Annotated in this window: 15 protein-coding genes and 1 riboswitch; of the genes, 6 read left to right on the top strand and 9 right to left on the bottom strand. The window is 39.9% G+C overall.

What is annotated here, in order from left to right; all coding sequences use genetic code 11:
* The first annotated feature begins 72 nt into the window (after nt 1-72).
* The 3 genes from EAE89_RS10740 (at nt 73) to EAE89_RS10750 (ending at nt 5,475) form a co-directional block, all read left to right on the top strand.
* Nucleotides 73-873, top strand: coding sequence for a TonB family protein (locus EAE89_RS10740; protein ID WP_214085792.1), 801 nt, complete (start codon nt 73-75; stop codon nt 871-873).
* Between the two features lie 133 nt (nt 874-1,006).
* A complete protein-coding gene (locus tag EAE89_RS10745; RefSeq protein ID WP_054476295.1) occupies nt 1,007-3,064 on the top strand; it encodes a S9 family peptidase in 2,058 nt (685 codons plus the stop codon).
* Between the two features lie 131 nt (nt 3,065-3,195).
* Nucleotides 3,196-5,475 (top strand): TonB-dependent receptor domain-containing protein, encoded by a 2,280-nt coding sequence (locus EAE89_RS10750; protein ID WP_214085793.1) that lies wholly within the window; start codon nt 3,196-3,198, stop codon nt 5,473-5,475.
* Nucleotides 5,476-5,503: 28 nt separating this feature from the next.
* Here EAE89_RS10750 and xseA read toward each other — a convergent pair whose 3' ends face one another.
* Nucleotides 5,504-6,877: an exodeoxyribonuclease VII large subunit gene (gene xseA / locus EAE89_RS10755; protein ID WP_214085794.1), complete on the bottom strand. Its 1,374-nt coding sequence runs from the start codon at nt 6,875-6,877 to the stop codon at nt 5,504-5,506.
* A 172-nt stretch (nt 6,878-7,049) separates the two neighbouring features.
* On the opposite strand from xseA, the gene guaB reads away from it, so the two are divergent.
* Nucleotides 7,050-8,516 (top strand): IMP dehydrogenase, encoded by a 1,467-nt coding sequence (gene guaB / locus EAE89_RS10760; protein WP_054476291.1) that lies wholly within the window; start codon nt 7,050-7,052, stop codon nt 8,514-8,516.
* Between the two features lie 75 nt (nt 8,517-8,591).
* Entirely contained in the window at nt 8,592-10,169 is a 1,578-nt protein-coding gene (gene guaA, locus EAE89_RS10765) for a glutamine-hydrolyzing GMP synthase (protein ID WP_054476216.1), read from the top strand.
* A gap of 264 nt (nt 10,170-10,433) precedes the next feature.
* Here guaA and EAE89_RS10770 read toward each other — a convergent pair whose 3' ends face one another.
* The 4 genes from EAE89_RS10770 to EAE89_RS10785 all read right to left on the bottom strand — a co-directional run bounded on the left by EAE89_RS10770 (nt 10,434) and on the right by EAE89_RS10785 (nt 12,005).
* Entirely contained in the window at nt 10,434-10,694 is a 261-nt protein-coding gene (locus tag EAE89_RS10770) for a helix-turn-helix domain-containing protein (protein WP_054476215.1), read from the bottom strand.
* Between the two features lie 72 nt (nt 10,695-10,766).
* Nucleotides 10,767-10,970 (bottom strand): hypothetical protein, encoded by a 204-nt coding sequence (locus EAE89_RS10775; RefSeq protein ID WP_214085795.1) that lies wholly within the window; start codon nt 10,968-10,970, stop codon nt 10,767-10,769.
* 491 nt (nt 10,971-11,461) lie between these two features.
* On the bottom strand, nt 11,462-11,854 hold the full coding sequence (locus tag EAE89_RS10780; protein WP_161804206.1) for a DUF2335 domain-containing protein: 393 nt from the start codon (nt 11,852-11,854) through the stop codon (nt 11,462-11,464).
* Nucleotides 11,814-12,005, bottom strand: a complete 192-nt coding sequence (locus EAE89_RS10785; protein ID WP_054476289.1) for a hypothetical protein — start codon at nt 12,003-12,005, stop codon at nt 11,814-11,816. The genes EAE89_RS10780 and EAE89_RS10785 overlap by 41 nt, the downstream gene beginning before the upstream one ends.
* A 340-nt stretch (nt 12,006-12,345) precedes the next feature.
* Here EAE89_RS10785 and rlmA point away from each other — a divergent pair, with 340 nt between their 5' ends.
* Nucleotides 12,346-13,164 (top strand): 23S rRNA (guanine(745)-N(1))-methyltransferase, encoded by an 819-nt coding sequence (gene rlmA / locus EAE89_RS10790; protein ID WP_054476212.1) that lies wholly within the window; start codon nt 12,346-12,348, stop codon nt 13,162-13,164.
* Nucleotides 13,165-13,220: 56 nt separating this feature from the next.
* On the opposite strand, the gene mntP is transcribed toward rlmA, so the two are convergent.
* From mntP to EAE89_RS10810, 4 genes are all read right to left on the bottom strand, one after another.
* Nucleotides 13,221-13,802: a manganese efflux pump MntP gene (gene mntP, locus EAE89_RS10795; RefSeq protein WP_054476209.1), complete on the bottom strand. Its 582-nt coding sequence runs from the start codon at nt 13,800-13,802 to the stop codon at nt 13,221-13,223.
* Nucleotides 13,803-13,808: 6 nt separating this feature from the next.
* A riboswitch (yybP-ykoY riboswitch) is annotated at nt 13,809-13,999 on the bottom strand.
* Nucleotides 14,000-14,163: 164 nt separating this feature from the next.
* Entirely contained in the window at nt 14,164-14,622 is a 459-nt protein-coding gene (locus EAE89_RS10800; protein ID WP_054476205.1) for a DUF986 family protein, read from the bottom strand.
* A 78-nt stretch (nt 14,623-14,700) separates the two neighbouring features.
* On the bottom strand, nt 14,701-15,567 hold the full coding sequence (locus tag EAE89_RS10805) for a PTS mannose transporter subunit IID (protein ID WP_054476204.1): 867 nt from the start codon (nt 15,565-15,567) through the stop codon (nt 14,701-14,703).
* 13 nt (nt 15,568-15,580) lie between these two features.
* Nucleotides 15,581-16,381, bottom strand: a complete 801-nt coding sequence (locus EAE89_RS10810; protein WP_054476203.1) for a PTS mannose/fructose/sorbose transporter subunit IIC — start codon at nt 16,379-16,381, stop codon at nt 15,581-15,583.
* Between the last annotated feature and the right edge of the window lie 19 nt (nt 16,382-16,400).

The following is a 16,400-nucleotide window of genomic DNA, read 5'->3' on the forward strand; positions in this document are numbered from 1 at the left end:
AAAATAATTTTCATTAACATATGGAATTAATTATCATTACCAAATGATAATTAAAATTATGCGCTGTAACTAATGTTAACGTTGACACACCCTGTCTTTCAAACAAGTCATTTTAAAAAAGGACTTGTTTTTGCTCTTGCTGTTCATCTCATTTGGGCTGGATGGATTATCTACCAGTCAGAAGAAATTTCTGTTGATGAATTGATGTCACCTCCGGCGGTGATGATGGAGCTTTCATTACTGACAGAAGCGATACATCAGGTACAAAAACAACCTATTGGTATTGAACAGCAACTTTCTGTTGCCAGCCGACAACAAGAAAGTGCGATTAATGAGATTAAAGCGCCTGAGCTTATTAAAGATGAACAAGCGCAGATTTTGGTACATAAGCTTAAAAAACAGAAAAAGAACCTCGAAGAGCTTAAAAAAACACCGCCAGTAAAGCGCCAACAGGTAGAAGAACAAGAGAGTGAAAAATCTCAAAGTAGTGCTGCTCCTGTGAGCAGTACTGCCACTTCGGTTAATCTAACTTCGCGAGTTGCTGCTTCTTATGATAGTGATTCAAATGCTATTGTTGATGCAGGCGCTGCATGGCGAGCTGAAGTTATCGGGCATTTAAACCGTTATAAACGCTATCCTGAGGATGCACAGAGAAGAAACCGCACTGGCCGGCCTACGGTCAGGTTCACTATTGATAAACACGGATATGTTACTAACAGCGTTTTGGTTCATCGTTCAGGTACCCATTCTCTGGACAGGGAAGCGAAACAAGTTTTGGCAAGAGCGCAGCCATTGCCAGCTCCTCCCAATATTATTTTAAACGGCAATGAAATTACGATAGAACTTCCAATTGATTTTAGTTTAGTCAATTAATATCTTTAATGACTTAAGGACAGTATATATTATGTTAAGGCAGCAAGCGCAGTTTGCCCTGAAAACTAAAGGGCTGTTGTTAACATTTTTATTAAGTGGCTGGTTGAGTTCAGCTGCGGCAGAGGAAGGAATTATGCCACCAAAGGCAATTAAACAACCACATCAGATGATTATTCATGGTGATACTCGTACAGATGATTATTACTGGATGAGGGATGATAATCGTCAGGATCAAAAAATTATTGATCATTTGATAGCCGAAAATAAATATACTGAACAGATGTTGAAACCCGGTGAGCAATTGCGGGATACGTTATATGAAGAAATGATTAGTCGGATGAAACAGGATGATCAATCCGTGCCATACACTTATAACGGGTATATTTATCGTACAATTTATGAAGCTGGAAAAGATTTTCCGATTTATCAGCGTAAACCGGTTGATAGTTCATCAGATTGGCAGATTCTGGTTGATGGTAATGAAAGAGCTAAAGGGCATGAATATTACCAACTGAGTGATTTTGCTATCACGCCTGATAATAAACATATTGCGATTGCCGAAGATACTCAGGGGCGCCGTAATTATCAGATCTCCTTTAAAGAGATCAATGATAAACAGTGGAATAATGGCGTAATAAACAATACTTCTGGCGATATTGTCTGGGCAAATGATAACAACACACTATTTTATGTGCGCAGGAATTCTCAAACGTTGTTGCCATACCAAGTATTTCGTCACCAATATGGTACAAATACTACTGAAGATCAGAAAATATATCAGGAAAAAGATGAGCGATTTTACTTAGAACTCTCTAAAAGTTCTTCCCGTGATTATATTATGTTGTCGATAACCAGCACTTCGACTTCGGAATATTTACTGATTGATGCAAATAAACCACAAGCTGAACTTCAAGTATTTTCTCCCCGTCAAGAAGGTCGGGAATATGATATAGACCATTTCCGTGATTATTTTTACATCCGTTCAAATCATGAAAATGAAACTTATGGGCTTTATCAGACTGATGCAATAAATACACCGTGGAAAACAGTTATTGCTCCACAGCAGGATAGTGATCTTGAAGATTTCGTATTGTTCAATAACTGGTTAGTTGTACAGGAGCGAACAAAAGGATTGCCGACAATTCGTCAGATTAATTGGGAAACACAGCAAGAAAAACAGATTAAATTTGATGATCCGAGTTATATGGCATGGATTGATTACAACCCTGAGCCAGATACTGATTTTGTACGTTATGGTTATTCGTCCATGACTACACCAAGTTCAACATTCCAGTGGAATATGAAAACAGGTGAGCGGGAATTACTTAAGCAGCAGGAAGTAAAAGGATTCGATAAACATAATTATGAGAGCCAGCGTATTTGGGTGAAAGCTCGTGATGGTGTGGAAGTTCCAGTCTCTCTGGTTTATCGTAAATCACTGTTCAAAAAAGGCCATAACCCAATATTGATATATGGATATGGGGCTTATGGTTCGAGTATGGACCCGGCATTCAGCTCATCACGATTGAGTCTGTTGGACAGAGGTTTTGTTTACGCATTGGTGCATGTGCGTGGTGGCGGTGAATTGGGCAAGCAGTGGTATCTGCAAGGTAAAGTCGAAAATAAAATGAATAGTTTTAATGACTTTATCGATGTGACCAAGGATCTGATTGCTCAGAAATATGGTGACAGTAAGCGTGTTTATGCTATGGGAGGCAGTGCTGGTGGTTTGCTGATGGGAGCAGTAATTAATCAGGCACCGGAATTATATCGTGGTGTTGTTACTCAGGTTCCATTTGTTGATGCTGTTACAACCATGCTCGATCCTTCTATTCCACTGACAGTAGGAGAATATGAAGAGTGGGGTAATCCCGAAAACAAAGATGATTATTTCCGAATTAAATCATATAGCCCATATGATAATATAAAATCTCAGCGCTATCCCAATTTATTGGTTACGAGTGGATTACATGATTCACAGGTTCAATATTGGGAGCCAGCTAAATGGGTCGCAAAATTACGGGATATGAAGAAAGATGACACTGTTTTATTACTGGAAACCAATATGAGTGCGGGGCATGATGGTAAATCAGGCCGTTTTAATCGTTTGAAAGATACTGCATTGGATTACAGTTTTATTTTAATGTTGGATGATGCTAAGAAATACTTTCCACAATTAAGAGATAACTGAAAGAAATTATAAATATAAGTTTGTTATTTAAAGCACTGATAATTATTTATCAGTGCTGAATCTTTTTATTCTTTTTTTGAAGACTGACATGTGAGCAAATAATTTATTTTTATGAATTTGGGATGATTGAAATGAGAATAATGACACAAATAGCAGGAGCCAGTGTTGTGTTGATTGGGCTTCAAGGGCTTGCTTATGGTGAAGAAAAACAAGAGAAGAAATCAGATAAGGTAATGAAATTCAGCAGTCTTAAGGTTTCAGGTTCGCAGGATAATGCCGAAGTGCGGGCAATGGAAAGGCCCGGTTCTTATAGTTCTAAAGGCGAAGATACTAAACTTCAGTCAATAGATAATATATTGCGCAGTATGCCAGGAACCTATACGCAAATAGATCCGGGACAGGGGACGGTGAGTGTAAATATCCGTGGATTAAGTGGCTTTGGCCGGGTTAATATGATGGTTGATGGTGTTAGCCAGAGCTTTTATGGTACATCTCCGACGAATCCAATTCATGGTTTGACTTATAACCAATTCGGGGCACTAATTGATCCTAATTTTATCGTGGGCGTTGATGTTAACCGTGGTCAATCTGATGGTTCAAATAGCGTTAATGCCTTGGTAGGTAGTGCTAATTTCCGCACAATTGGCATAGATGATGTAATATTTGCTGGGAATTCGCTAGGAGTACGCACAAAAGCAACTTATGGCGATAATGGCATTGGTCATAATGGCATGATAGCGGTTGCGGGTAAAATACCGGCTTTTAGTTCTGAGGGTTCAATAGGTGCTATGTTGGCTGGCAGCGGACATTCAATTGATGCGCATTATAAGAATGGCGACGGTGTATTAAGTGATGAGTTTGCTACCAATAAATCATTTAAGCAAAAACCCAATTCGCAGTTAATGAAAATAAATATTAAACCAAACGAATTTCATGATATGGAACTCAGTGGGCGCAATTATCATAATAAATTTACCCGCCGTCATATTGACAGTCGGGATGTTTATCTAAAATACAATTACACACCATTTAGTGAATGGGTTGATATGAAATTATTGGCCAGCACCAGTGAGAGTAGTCAACGTTATGAAGGTGATTCACTTTTTGATTTGATAAATAGCAGAGCCAAAAACAAGTCAGATGCAATAGATATTAGTAACATTAGTCGATTCGACTATGGCAATACAAATTTTGAGCTAACATTTGGCAGTAAATTGATGAAAACCGAATATAGCAAAATAACAGATAGTACTTATTCTGGTAAAGGTCAAAATGAGGAAGAAAAGAAAAAATATGATAAAACGGATAGGGAAGCAAAAGAAAATAATGTCTTTGCACCAAGTGGTAAACAAGATATTGCCAGTATTTATGGTGGGCTGAAAATAAATCGTGGGATTTATCAGGCCAATATTACCTTTAATTATATGGACTACAATGTTAAAGGCCATAAACCGGCTTGTGATCTGCGGATTCCTTGTTTCCCTCAGTGGGCAACCGAATTGAATTTGAAAGAACATGGATTTAATCCTGGCATTTTACTATCAGCAGAAATTATTCCTGAATTTCAGCCATTCGTCAGTTATGCTCGCTCAATGAGAGCACCAAACATTCAGGAAACTTTCTATAGTAATGAAGGTGGTGGTTCCATGAATCCATTTTTGAAGGGAGAAACATCAGATACTTATGAAATTGGTTTTAATAGTTTTCGCCCAGATTTGATTGTTAAGGGAGATATTTTCCGCTTGAAAGCCGCCTGGTATCACTCTAAAGTAAAAAATTATATTCTCAGTGATATCTGGATTATTTGTGGCAACAGGAAAACATGTAAATACGATAGTTCATTGGACAACTACGATACAGTCGATCCTAACATCAAAATGTATATCTATCACAATAGCTTGACGCCGGTGACAATACGTGGGTATGAAGTTGCTGCTGATTATGATGCGGGGGTGTTTTATAGCAAATTGGCTTATAGCTGGCAAAAAACGCGCCAGCCAACTTCGGCAGCTACAGCGCATTTTGGTGCTGATCCCGTGTCACAATTACCTGATAGTTTTATGACTCTGGATACAGGTGTTCGTTTATTTGATGAAAAATTCCGTATTGGTGCGATTGTTAAATACACTGGCGATTCTCATAGACTGGACCCAGATCAATATAATGTGGATAGTGATGGGCGGGTTGTACTACAAAAAGAGCCTAAAATCCCGACGATAGTTGATCTTTATAGTGATTATCAGATAAATAAAAACGTATTGTTGAAATTTTCAGTACAGAACCTGGCAAACAAAAACTATTCTGAAGCACTTAATCGTGTAAATTCTTCTCCATTAATGACCGAACAAACTTCAGCTATGCAAACCGCCAGAGGGCGTACCTATATTGCAGGTGCAGAAATTCGTTTCTGATGTAAGAAAAAGTGGCAAGGGAATGCCATTATTCCTGATTTGCTCGCCGTTTCTGGCGTTTTTTCTTCACTTTAATAACTTCACTTTCAATCCAACCATCTTGTAAACGGGTTTTCAGAGCATCACCAACACGTACTTGTTTGGTTTGTTTCAGTAATTTTCCATCAGATGTTTCACTGATATTGTAACCACGAGCCAGAGTTGCTAGTGGGCTGACGGCTTCCATTCGTGAACAGGAAACGGCAAATTTTTCTCTGGAACGGCTGAGTTGTCGTTCAATCGCTTGTTTTAGCCGGAAATCCTGTTGTTGGATTTGTTGGCTATACTGGTGGATCTGCTGACTAGGCTCTGAATGCCAGAGGCGTTGCTGCAATTTCTCATAAGCCAGATTGCTTTGTCGTAGATGCTGTTGCAAGCTGTCAGTGAGTCGTTGGCGTAAACTGACCAGTATGTTTTGCTGACGAGCCAGTCGTAAATGGGGATGTTGCTGCTGTAAACGATGAGATAACAAACTAAAAACATGTTGTTTCTGGGCAAAGAAATAATCCATTGCCATTTCCAGCCGTTGTTGTTGTGATTGAATTTGACGTAATAATTCAAGCTGATTACGGCTGACTAACTCAGCTGCTGCTGATGGTGTAGGAGCGCGTAAATCTGCCACAAAATCAGCAATGGTGATATCCGTTTCATGACCTACAGCACTGACTATCGGAATATCACTGTGAAAAATCGCTCTGGCAACATGTTCATCGTTGAAACTCCATAAATCTTCTAGCGAGCCGCCACCACGTCCAACAATCAATACATCACATTCTTGCCTTTCGTTAGCTAATTCAATAGCCCTGATAATCTGTAACGGTGCTTCTGTACCCTGGACGGCTGTTGGATAAATGATGATGGGTAATGATGGATCACGACGCTTTAAAATATTCAAAATATCATGCAGAGCAGCACCATTGGTTGAAGTAATCACACCAAGCTGTTGAGCAGGAGATGGCAAGGGTTTTTTATAGCTTTGGTCAAATAATCCTTCAGCACTGAGTTTTTGTTTCAATAATTCAAACTGTTGTTGTAACAGGCCATCACCGGCGGGTTGCATACTTTCAACAATGAGCTGATAGTCTCCTCTTGGTTCATAAAGTGTAATTGCAGCGCGCACTAATACCTGCTGACCATTTTGTGGTCTGAATGTCACACGTTGGTTGCTATTGCGAAACATAGCTGCTCGCACTTGGGCACGTTCGTCTTTCAGTGTGAAATACCAGTGACCAGAAGAAGGTTGAGAAAAGTTAGATATTTCAGCGCTTAGCCAAATTCTGCCCATTTCCATTTCGAGCAGTTGTCGAATCGTCTGATTGAGGCGACTGACAGAAAAAATTTCAGTATTAAAAGGTAGTGACATATGAGAAAGATCAAATTTCAAAACAAGAACTTAATATACTGATACTAACCTTCATGATGAAGTAAGCAAGAAATTTTTTAATAAAATGCTGGAGGCAACCGATTACGTTCTGTATAATGCCGCGGCAATATTTTATTCCTTAAATTTTCAGCAGCTTGGTGAGATATTGCTTATGTTACGAATAAAAAAAGAAGCTTTAACCTTTGACGATGTTCTGTTAGTTCCTGCCCATTCTACTGTTCTGCCTAACACTGCTGACTTGTCTACTCAACTGACCCCCACTATCCTTCTGAAGGTTCCTATGCTATCTGCGGCTATGGATACCGTGACTGAATCCGCTTTAGCTATTGCGTTGGCTCAGGAGGGGGGAATGGGTTTCATCCATAAAAATATGTCGATTGAGCGTCAAGCAGAAGAAGTGAGTCGGGTGAAGAAACATGAGAGTGGTGTTGTGACAGATCCTGTCACTGTGACTCCTAAAACAACGCTGCGTGAAGTTCAAGCTCTAACTGAACGTAATGGTTTTGCTGGTTATCCTGTTGTGACTGAAGGAAATGAGTTAGTTGGTATTATTACTGGCCGTGATGTACGTTTCGTTACTGATCTGGATCAGCCAGTTACTGCTGTAATGACACCTAAAGAGTGTTTAGTAACGGTAAAAGAGGGCGAAGCTCGCGAAGTTGTATTGCAGAAAATGCATGAAAAACGTGTCGAAAAAGCACTGGTAGTTAATGAAAACTTTCATCTGCTTGGCATGATCACAGTTAAAGATTTCCAGAAAGCAGAGCGTAAACCTAATGCTTGTAAAGATGAGCATGGCCGTTTACGTGTTGGTGCAGCGGTTGGTGCTGGTGCCGGCAATGAGGAGCGTATTGATGCGTTGGTTGCCGCTGGTATTGATGTTCTGCTGATTGATTCATCACATGGTCATTCTGAAGGTGTATTGCAACGTATTCGTGAAACCCGCGCTAAATACCCAAATCTACAAATTATTGGCGGTAACGTGGCAACTGGGGAAGGAGCAAAAGCGCTGGTAGCGGCTGGAGTCAATGCTGTTAAAGTCGGTATCGGTCCCGGTTCTATCTGTACTACCCGCATTGTTACCGGTGTAGGTGTACCACAAATTACTGCTATCTCTGACGCGGTTGCAGCGTTGGAAGGCACCGGTATTCCGGTTATTGCTGATGGTGGTATTCGTTTCTCTGGCGATATTGCCAAAGCCATCGCTGCGGGAGCGTCTTGTGTTATGGTGGGTTCTATGTTCGCAGGGACAGAAGAGTCACCAGGAGAAATTGAGCTGTTCCAGGGACGTTCATTTAAATCTTATCGTGGTATGGGATCGTTGGGGGCGATGTCTAAAGGCTCTTCTGATCGATATTTCCAAACTGATAATGCCGCAGATAAGCTGGTACCGGAAGGTATTGAAGGCCGTGTTGCCTATAAAGGCTTGCTGAAAAACATTGTCCATCAGCAAATGGGGGGCTTGCGCTCTTGCATGGGATTGACAGGCTGTGGAACCATTGATGAATTGAGAACTAAAGCAGAATTTGTTCGCATTAGTGGTGCTGGTATTCAGGAAAGCCACGTTCATGATGTGACCATTACCAAAGAGTCTCCAAACTACCGTTTAGGTTTGTAATTCATATTTATGTGGCCTGAATAAGGCCACTGAACCTTTTTTATTTTTACTACTTGTTTTTGGAATTCCCCGCACATGACAACTAATATCCATCAGCACCGCATTCTTATCCTCGATTTTGGTTCACAATATACTCAGTTGATTGCTCGTCGTATCCGTGAAATCGGGGTTTACTGTGAACTTTGGGCATGGGATGTCACTGAAGAACAAATCCGCAGCTTTAATCCAAGCGGTATCATTCTTTCCGGTGGCCCGGAAAGCACCACAGAGCAGGGAAGTCCACTGGCACCTGAATATGTTTTTAACGCGGGTATTCCTGTATTGGGTGTTTGCTATGGTATGCAAACTATGTCAATGCAGTTTGGTGGTAAGGTTGAAAGTTCTATTGAGCGTGAATTTGGTTATGCTCAGGTCGGAATTAAATCGGAAAGTGCACTATTCCGTGGGATTCAGGATTCATTAAATGAGCAAGGTCAACCATTACTGGATGTATGGATGAGTCACGGTGATAAAGTCACGGCAATTCCTGCGGACTTTATTACGATCGCCAGCACTGATACCTGTCCATTTGCCATTATAGCGAATGAAGAAAAACGTTTTTATGGCGTACAATTCCACCCGGAAGTCACTCATACTCGTCAGGGGCAGCGCATACTGGAACGTTTTGTACTGGATATATGTCAATGTGAAGCGCTGTGGGCTCCTGATTCTATTATCGAAGATACCGTTGTACGCTTACGCGAACAGGTTGGTGAGGATCACGTTATTTTGGGGTTATCCGGTGGTGTTGATTCCTCTGTTACCGCATTATTGCTGCACCGCGCAATTGGTAATCGTCTGACCTGTGTATTTGTTGATAACGGTTTGTTGCGTTTGAATGAAGCTGATCAGGTAATGGAAATGTTTACCGGCAAATTTGGGCTAAATATTGTTCATGTTCCCGCCGAAGATCGTTTCCTTGCTGCACTGGCTGGCATCAATGATCCGGAAGAGAAGCGTAAAACGATTGGTCGTGTATTTGTTGAAGTCTTTGATGAAGAGGCAAGTAAACAGACTCAGGTTAAATGGCTGGCACAAGGTACTATTTATCCGGATGTCATCGAATCAGCGGCATCTGCGACAGGTAAAGCCCATGTTATCAAATCTCATCATAACGTAGGTGGTTTGCCAGAAGAGATGAAACTGGGATTGGTAGAACCTCTGAAAGAGTTGTTCAAAGATGAGGTGCGTAAGATTGGCTTGGCGTTGGGATTGCCTTATGACATGTTGAACCGCCATCCATTCCCAGGTCCCGGCTTAGGTGTTCGTGTATTGGGTGAAGTGAAGAAAGAGTACTGCGATTTACTACGTCGGGCAGATGCTATCTTTATTGAAGAGCTGCACAAGGCTGATTTGTACAATAAAGTCAGCCAGGCATTTACTGTATTCTTGCCGGTTCGTTCGGTGGGCGTTATGGGGGATGGCCGCAAGTATGACTGGGTTGTCTCGTTACGGGCAGTAGAAACTATTGATTTTATGACCGCACATTGGGCACATTTGCCATATGATTTCCTTGGCCGGGTTTCTAACCGGATCATCAATGAAGTCAAAGGGATATCAAGAGTGGTCTATGATGTCAGTGGTAAACCTCCTGCGACTATTGAGTGGGAATAAGCCCTCAGAGTCTATAGACATTGGTTGAAGCCTAAATTAAAAACATCAATAAAACTAAAACGTTTTTTGGTGTTTTTGTTTATGGTATGCACTGAACTGTATTCGTCAGTTGGATATAACTGAGATTGGATTGAAGAGGTCTTAACTCATGAGTAACGTAGCCGTAGAGATCCATAACAAAGCTGTATGTGTTGAACAGAGCAAACAACTGCCACGGAGTTGGTTAACAAGTTGATTGAAGAATATAAAGAATAAACTCGATATTCACTTGAGATTATTGTTAAAACTTGGTTTTTTCAGCTTTATTTTGTTTAGAATTTGGATTGGGTTTAGTGACAATAAATGGGCCATGTGCATACATTCCACGACATCCAGTCTTCTTTCACCATTTTCAACTTTGGCTATAAATGATTGAGGACGGCCAAATACTTGCGCCAGTTTTTCCTGTGTAATGCCTTTTTCCAAGCGTGTTTCGCGTAATAATCGGATAACGTGCTGATATTCTTCTGAGTAAATCGAGCTCATTCGTTTTGCCTTAATAGAAAGATCCCAAGTATAGAATATCCCTCATTTGCAGGAATATCCAAAGTTACAGTCTCAGAGAAGCTGTTCAGTTTTTTGTTTACGATTCAGTGTAATTTCTCCTATCAGTTTCTCTTTGATTGCTAACGTATTTGCGATTTCATATAAAGAATTAGTATTAAGTTGTTGTGCTTCTTGTGCGTCAAAGCCGAGTTCAGAAAAAATATTTTTCCCAATTGGTGTTACATGACGAATTTTAGTATCAATATTGACGGTCACTTGTTTCTCCAATGCTACAAACCATGATTCAATTTTACGCTATTCTATTAATTAGTGATGTAGAAAGTGGCAAAGATGGTTTGTAGACTTTTGGATGTCCAATTTATTCATTAAGAGTTATTCCAGTTACAGCCGAAGATATTGTGATCCGCTGGATTATTTTCATAATGTCATTTCAAGTTATGTTCAGATATTTAATTATCAATTCATCGGCCAATCGTTGCTATTTTGCGAATGTAACCGTTAAATTAATGATATACTTTTCATCCTTCAAGTTGTTGCTTTGTTGGTTGTTTTCACTTACCCCAGTCACAGAGTTATCTATGCTCCCGGGGATTCGCTCCCTTGCCGTCGCGATGCACCTTGAAATCTATTGGGTATAAATGTCATCAATTTATTAACTGATATTTTATTTTTTATCTATAAATTTTAGGCAAAGTAAAGATCTATGACAATATAAAATAAGACATTTTTACCCTGATCTATATTAATTATCTTATAAATCGGTGTGGATTTCTATTTAAAACATAAATAATTAGAATAGTTGTTACAGTGCCACTTCCAATAATTCCTGCTAACCAATTATTTCCATTTAAACCCAAGATTAAAGCGACAAACAAAGAGATAAAAGTGAGTAATAATCCATAACTTTGTCCCCTTATACTTTTTCTTACCATTTGCTCTAAAGCGACTTTTTCCATCTCGTGTCTGTGCTGTTGTTGTTGTTCGATTAGGGTTAGAAATCGATCTGCAGCTCCTTTTGTATGTTGTTCATAAAGCGATAATATCTCCGAATCAGGCAATTGATAATATAATGGATTGATATCACCTTGATTAGATTGTTTAGCTATTTTCGGATGTTTTCCGGTGACCATTTTTCTCATATATCGTCTCTTTCCCTGTAGATAATATGATTTCATCATTGAATTGCTTTAATACAACAGCAAAGTCTGCACGGACTTTATCCAGATCATCTGCTAAAGTATCAACATCACTCTTCTGTGGGATAAGATCAAAATAGTTTGTATTGGGCATAATATCGAATCTCGGTGAAATTGATCTTAATTTATTAAAATATTGTATGAAAATGTTCATCATATTACCTGTGTTATTAGTTGCTTCTATTAGTTAAATGATTTATTTACAATTATATTTTCTTGATTTTGATTGGATAATAATACCTGATAAATAGATTTATTCCATAAAAATATTGCGAGCCGGCTCAAAAATAGAACTGAAAATAATGGAATATAATTTCATTCAAGGTAATTATTAATCGTCTATATAGGAACTATTAATGAGTATGATTTACGACTAAAAGTATCAGAATATGCTATAGTGCTGGCTGGTTTTTGCTTATATTTTTGGGAATCTTATGTCGTATCAATGCCCCTTATGTCATCAATCTTTATTGTTCACTCGACAGCAATGGCGTTGTGAGAATAATCATCAGTTTGATTGTGCGAAAGAAGGGTATGTCAATCTGATGCCTGTTCAGCATAAAAGGTCTAAAGAACCGGGAGATAGTCCAGAGATGATGCAATCAAGAAGGGCGTTTTTGGATTCTGGGCATTATCAACCATTACAACAACAGGTTTCGGAATTGCTGGAAAAGTATCTGCCAGAAAAGGCAGAAAGTTTACTGGACATAGGATGCGGTGAAGGTTATTACACCGCTGCGGTTGAAGCGCAGTTAAGCAAGAGACGTAATCTTAAAATCTATGGGTTAGATGTCGCTAAGATCGCAGTTCGTTATGGCGCTAAGCGCTATCCTGCTGTCAGCTTTTGTGTCGCGTCGAGCCATCGTTTGCCATTTGCCGATGAATCTCTTGCCGGGGTGCTACGGATTTACGCGCCTTGCAAAGCGGAAGAACTGGCAAGGGTTGTTAAGCCACAGGGAATTGTTCTGACAGTCACTCCCGGTCCTCGCCATCTTTATCAGCTCAAGGAATTGATTTATCAGAATATTCAGCTTCATCCATTGAAGACAGAACAGTTAGCAGGATTCGAATTGATAACGGATGAATCATTATCTTATCCAATGAAATTAAATGGAATACAGGCGCATCATTTATTACAGATGACACCATTTGCCTGGCGGGCCACAGAAGATGTGAAAAAAGGATTGGCAGATAAAGCGTTGTTTGAATGCGAAACTGATTTTATATTGCGGGTTTATCAACGTCTTGATTAATTAGAATTTAGCCCAAAATATCATTTTTGGAAAAGAAATATTCTGGGCTAGAGGCGTTATTTCGAGTACATAAATAATTCGAGGTGTTCAAATAAAATATTGAAGCCAATTGCAATCAGAATAAGCCCACCAATAAGCTCAGCACGTTTGCCTAGTAGTGGGCCAATATAGCGGCCAATTAACATCCCCAATGTCGCCATAATCATTGTCATTATACCGATAGCCATCGCAGTATGTATGATATTGACTTGAAGAAAAGCGAGTCCGACACCAATTGCCATTGCATCCAGACTGGTAGCAATAGCGGTTGTTATTAATACCATTGAATTGTGGCGGCAGGGTGGTTCACACTTTTTTTCCGGGCTAGCTTTAAAACTGTCTGTAACCATTCTATAGCCTAGAATAAACAGCAGAGTGAAAGCAATCCAATGATCCCACTCCATAATATACTGACTGGCATAAAGTCCTATCGACCAGCCAATCAGCGGAGTACAAGCTTCCACCACACCAAATATCAGGCCAGTACGGAGTGCTTCACGAAAATGTGGTCTATGCAGTGCGGCCCCTTTGCCGATTGCAGCAGCAAAAGCATCCATTGAGAGCGCTAAAGCTAGGATAAGGGTTGCGTATAAGTTCATTAAAATAGCCTCGGTTGGGTGTTTCCATATACATATAACTCACCCCCAACCAATGATGTGTTATATGCCTATGGTCTTGCCAACCTTAAAGGCTACCCGTACCACGTTTTATTTTGAAACGAGTATGTTGATACGAGTTTTTCAGAGAAATTAACTAAATCATTTTTCTGAAACAGGCTACTCCCCATGACTTTTTCAAAGATAGCATAATAACTCAAAAAGAGAAAATAATATTATTTTTAGGGTTAAAGTATGATACCGATAATAATTATCATTATCTATTTGTCATGTGGGAGAAAATAAAAACCAGCATAAAGCTGATTGTTTATTATTTATTTTTCTATCCATTATTTATTCTTATCTATCTATTTTCAACAAGGAATTTATAAATCATTTCTAAATCATCAAGTTGGCAGACTGAGACATATAAATTTTTATTTTCTAAACCAATAACCAGAATGCCATCTTCAGATAAATTTATGGTTTTTATCCGGTCATAAGAAATAAACGTATTTGCGTAGAAAAAACCTTTACTTTTAAATAACAATTTAGGTGAGCGTATATAGGCAATATAAATAGTAACCAGGATAGTAAATAACAATAAATATGTGGTTAAACGACTACCATGAGCAATGATATTATTATAAACAACAATAAGTATCAGGATAATAAAGATGAGAGCATCAATTTTATGTTTTCTTTTTAGCTTTATTTGTAAATAGGTTTTTCCTTTCAGTAGATTAACCACAAATTCGTCATAGATAGCGAAAGCTAGCATTAGCACAATTAAACTCACTAATACCATATCATTGAGGCTCATTCTTTAATCTCTGTGTTGTTGTAAAAAAAAAAATACGGGGAGGAATTTCTCCCCGTATGATTAATGGGATGATTATTTCTATAGGCCGAGGAACCCAAATCTGGCACCAATAATCCCCAGAATAAAGAAGCCAATAATAATCCATAGGGCATTGACTTTATGCCTTAATAGCCACATACAGGCAAATGTCAGCAATAGTGGTACAAGGCCCGGCATCAGTTGATCAAGGATATTCTGAACCGTGGTGATTGTTTTTTCACCTGTTTGTTGGTTAGGGATTTCTGATACGACTAGCGGGATATTGACTTTCGTCCATTTATTAACTAATGCTCCCATGACAAACAGTCCAAGGATTGATGCACCCTCCGTCATTTTTTGTAGGAAGCCTCCCCCCATATCCTGAACGATATGAATCCCTTTCTTATAGCCATAAGAGATCCCTGAATAGAGAACCAATAGGCGAACCAAGTTAAATAAAAAGAAGAATAGTACTGGTCCAAGCCAGCTACCGCTCATTGCTAGACCCGCCCCCAAAGCAGCAAATACCGGGCGGACTGTGCCCCAAAAAATTGGATCACCCACACCGGCCAATGGCCCCATCAAACCGACTTTGATACCGTTGATAGCACCATCATCAATTGTTGCTCCATTAGCTCTCTGCTCTTCCATTGCCATCGTGACGCCCAATACAGGTGCGACAACGTAAGGATGAGTATTAAAGAATTCAAGATGACGTTTAATTGCTTGTTTACGCTCGTCGGTATTTTCTGGATACAGACGACGGAGGGCTGGAACCATAGAAAAACAGAAACCCAGCGCTTGCATACGTTCAAAGTTCCATGAGCCTTGGAACACATTAGAGCGGAGGAATACACCGCGGATGTCGCTTGGTGTCAGTTTTTTCTGGCCGACTGTCTGAGCCGCCGTTTTTGTTGTATCTAACATGTTGCTCATCCTCTTAGTCTAATTCGTTATCAAGATCGTTATTGGTGTGTCCAGGGGCAGCAACCACCTGAGATTTGTTGTATTTAGGGCTGAGTTGAATGTATAGCACGGCCATAACAATACCAATAATACCCAATGCAACCAGGTTGAAATCAGTAAATGCCGCAGTGACGAAACCGAGATAGAAGAATGGCATTAAGTAGCCCGCACGCATCATATTGATGACCATTGCATAACCTACAACCACAATCATTCCACCCGCAATATTCAGGCCGTTTGTTACAACTTCAGGAATAGAGGCGAGCAATTGTTGGACTTCGTTGGTCCCAACGGACAGGGCAACAATCAGGGCAGGGATAGCAATACGCATAGCTTGAAGCAGTAATGCGGATAAATGGATAAGGCTGATAGCCCGAAGATTGCCACGTTCTGCTGCGTTGTCAGCGGCATGCTGGAACGCAACTGTGATGGTACGGACAATGATAGTCAGAACTTGTCCTGCGGCTGCCAAAGGAATTGCCAGTGCGATACCTTCACCGATATCTCGTCCACCTGCGATGACCAAAATAGTTGAAATGATTGATGCTAAAGCCGCATCCGGAGCAATTGCGGCACCGATATTCATCCAGCCAAGTGCGATCATCTCCAGCGTACCGCCAATAATGACGCCAGTTGTCATGTCACCGAGAATGATTCCGATTAAAGTACAGGCCACAAGTGGGCGATGGAATTGAAATTCATCAAGAATGGAATCCATACCTGCAATACAGGCTACGATGAATATCAATGAAATTTGAACAACGGTAATTTCCATTGTTTGTCTCCTGTAACCA

The sequence above is a fragment of the Photorhabdus heterorhabditis genome (genome assembly GCF_018448905.1).
In the GTDB taxonomy this organism is placed as follows: Bacteria; Pseudomonadota; Gammaproteobacteria; order Enterobacterales; family Enterobacteriaceae; genus Photorhabdus; species Photorhabdus heterorhabditis.

Coding starts and splice junctions, on each gene's coding strand:
- EAE89_RS10750 (WP_214085793.1), top strand. CDS start 3,196: ATGAGAATAATGACACAAATAGCAGGAGCCAGTGTTGTGTTGATTGGG.
- EAE89_RS10770 (WP_054476215.1), bottom strand. CDS start 10,694: ATGAGCTCGATTTACTCAGAAGAATATCAGCACGTTATCCGATTATTA.
- EAE89_RS10800 (WP_054476205.1), bottom strand. CDS start 14,622: ATGAGCCTCAATGATATGGTATTAGTGAGTTTAATTGTGCTAATGCTA.
- EAE89_RS10805 (WP_054476204.1), bottom strand. CDS start 15,567: ATGTTAGATACAACAAAAACGGCGGCTCAGACAGTCGGCCAGAAAAAA.
- xseA (WP_214085794.1), bottom strand. CDS start 6,877: ATGTCACTACCTTTTAATACTGAAATTTTTTCTGTCAGTCGCCTCAAT.
- guaB (WP_054476291.1), top strand. CDS start 7,050: ATGTTACGAATAAAAAAAGAAGCTTTAACCTTTGACGATGTTCTGTTA.
- mntP (WP_054476209.1), bottom strand. CDS start 13,802: ATGAACTTATACGCAACCCTTATCCTAGCTTTAGCGCTCTCAATGGAT.
- EAE89_RS10780 (WP_161804206.1), bottom strand. CDS start 11,854: ATGAGAAAAATGGTCACCGGAAAACATCCGAAAATAGCTAAACAATCT.
- EAE89_RS10740 (WP_214085792.1), top strand. CDS start 73: ATGTTAACGTTGACACACCCTGTCTTTCAAACAAGTCATTTTAAAAAA.
- EAE89_RS10785 (WP_054476289.1), bottom strand. CDS start 12,005: ATGCCCAATACAAACTATTTTGATCTTATCCCACAGAAGAGTGATGTT.
- EAE89_RS10745 (WP_054476295.1), top strand. CDS start 1,007: ATGCCACCAAAGGCAATTAAACAACCACATCAGATGATTATTCATGGT.
- rlmA (WP_054476212.1), top strand. CDS start 12,346: ATGTCGTATCAATGCCCCTTATGTCATCAATCTTTATTGTTCACTCGA.
- guaA (WP_054476216.1), top strand. CDS start 8,592: ATGACAACTAATATCCATCAGCACCGCATTCTTATCCTCGATTTTGGT.
- EAE89_RS10810 (WP_054476203.1), bottom strand. CDS start 16,381: ATGGAAATTACCGTTGTTCAAATTTCATTGATATTCATCGTAGCCTGT.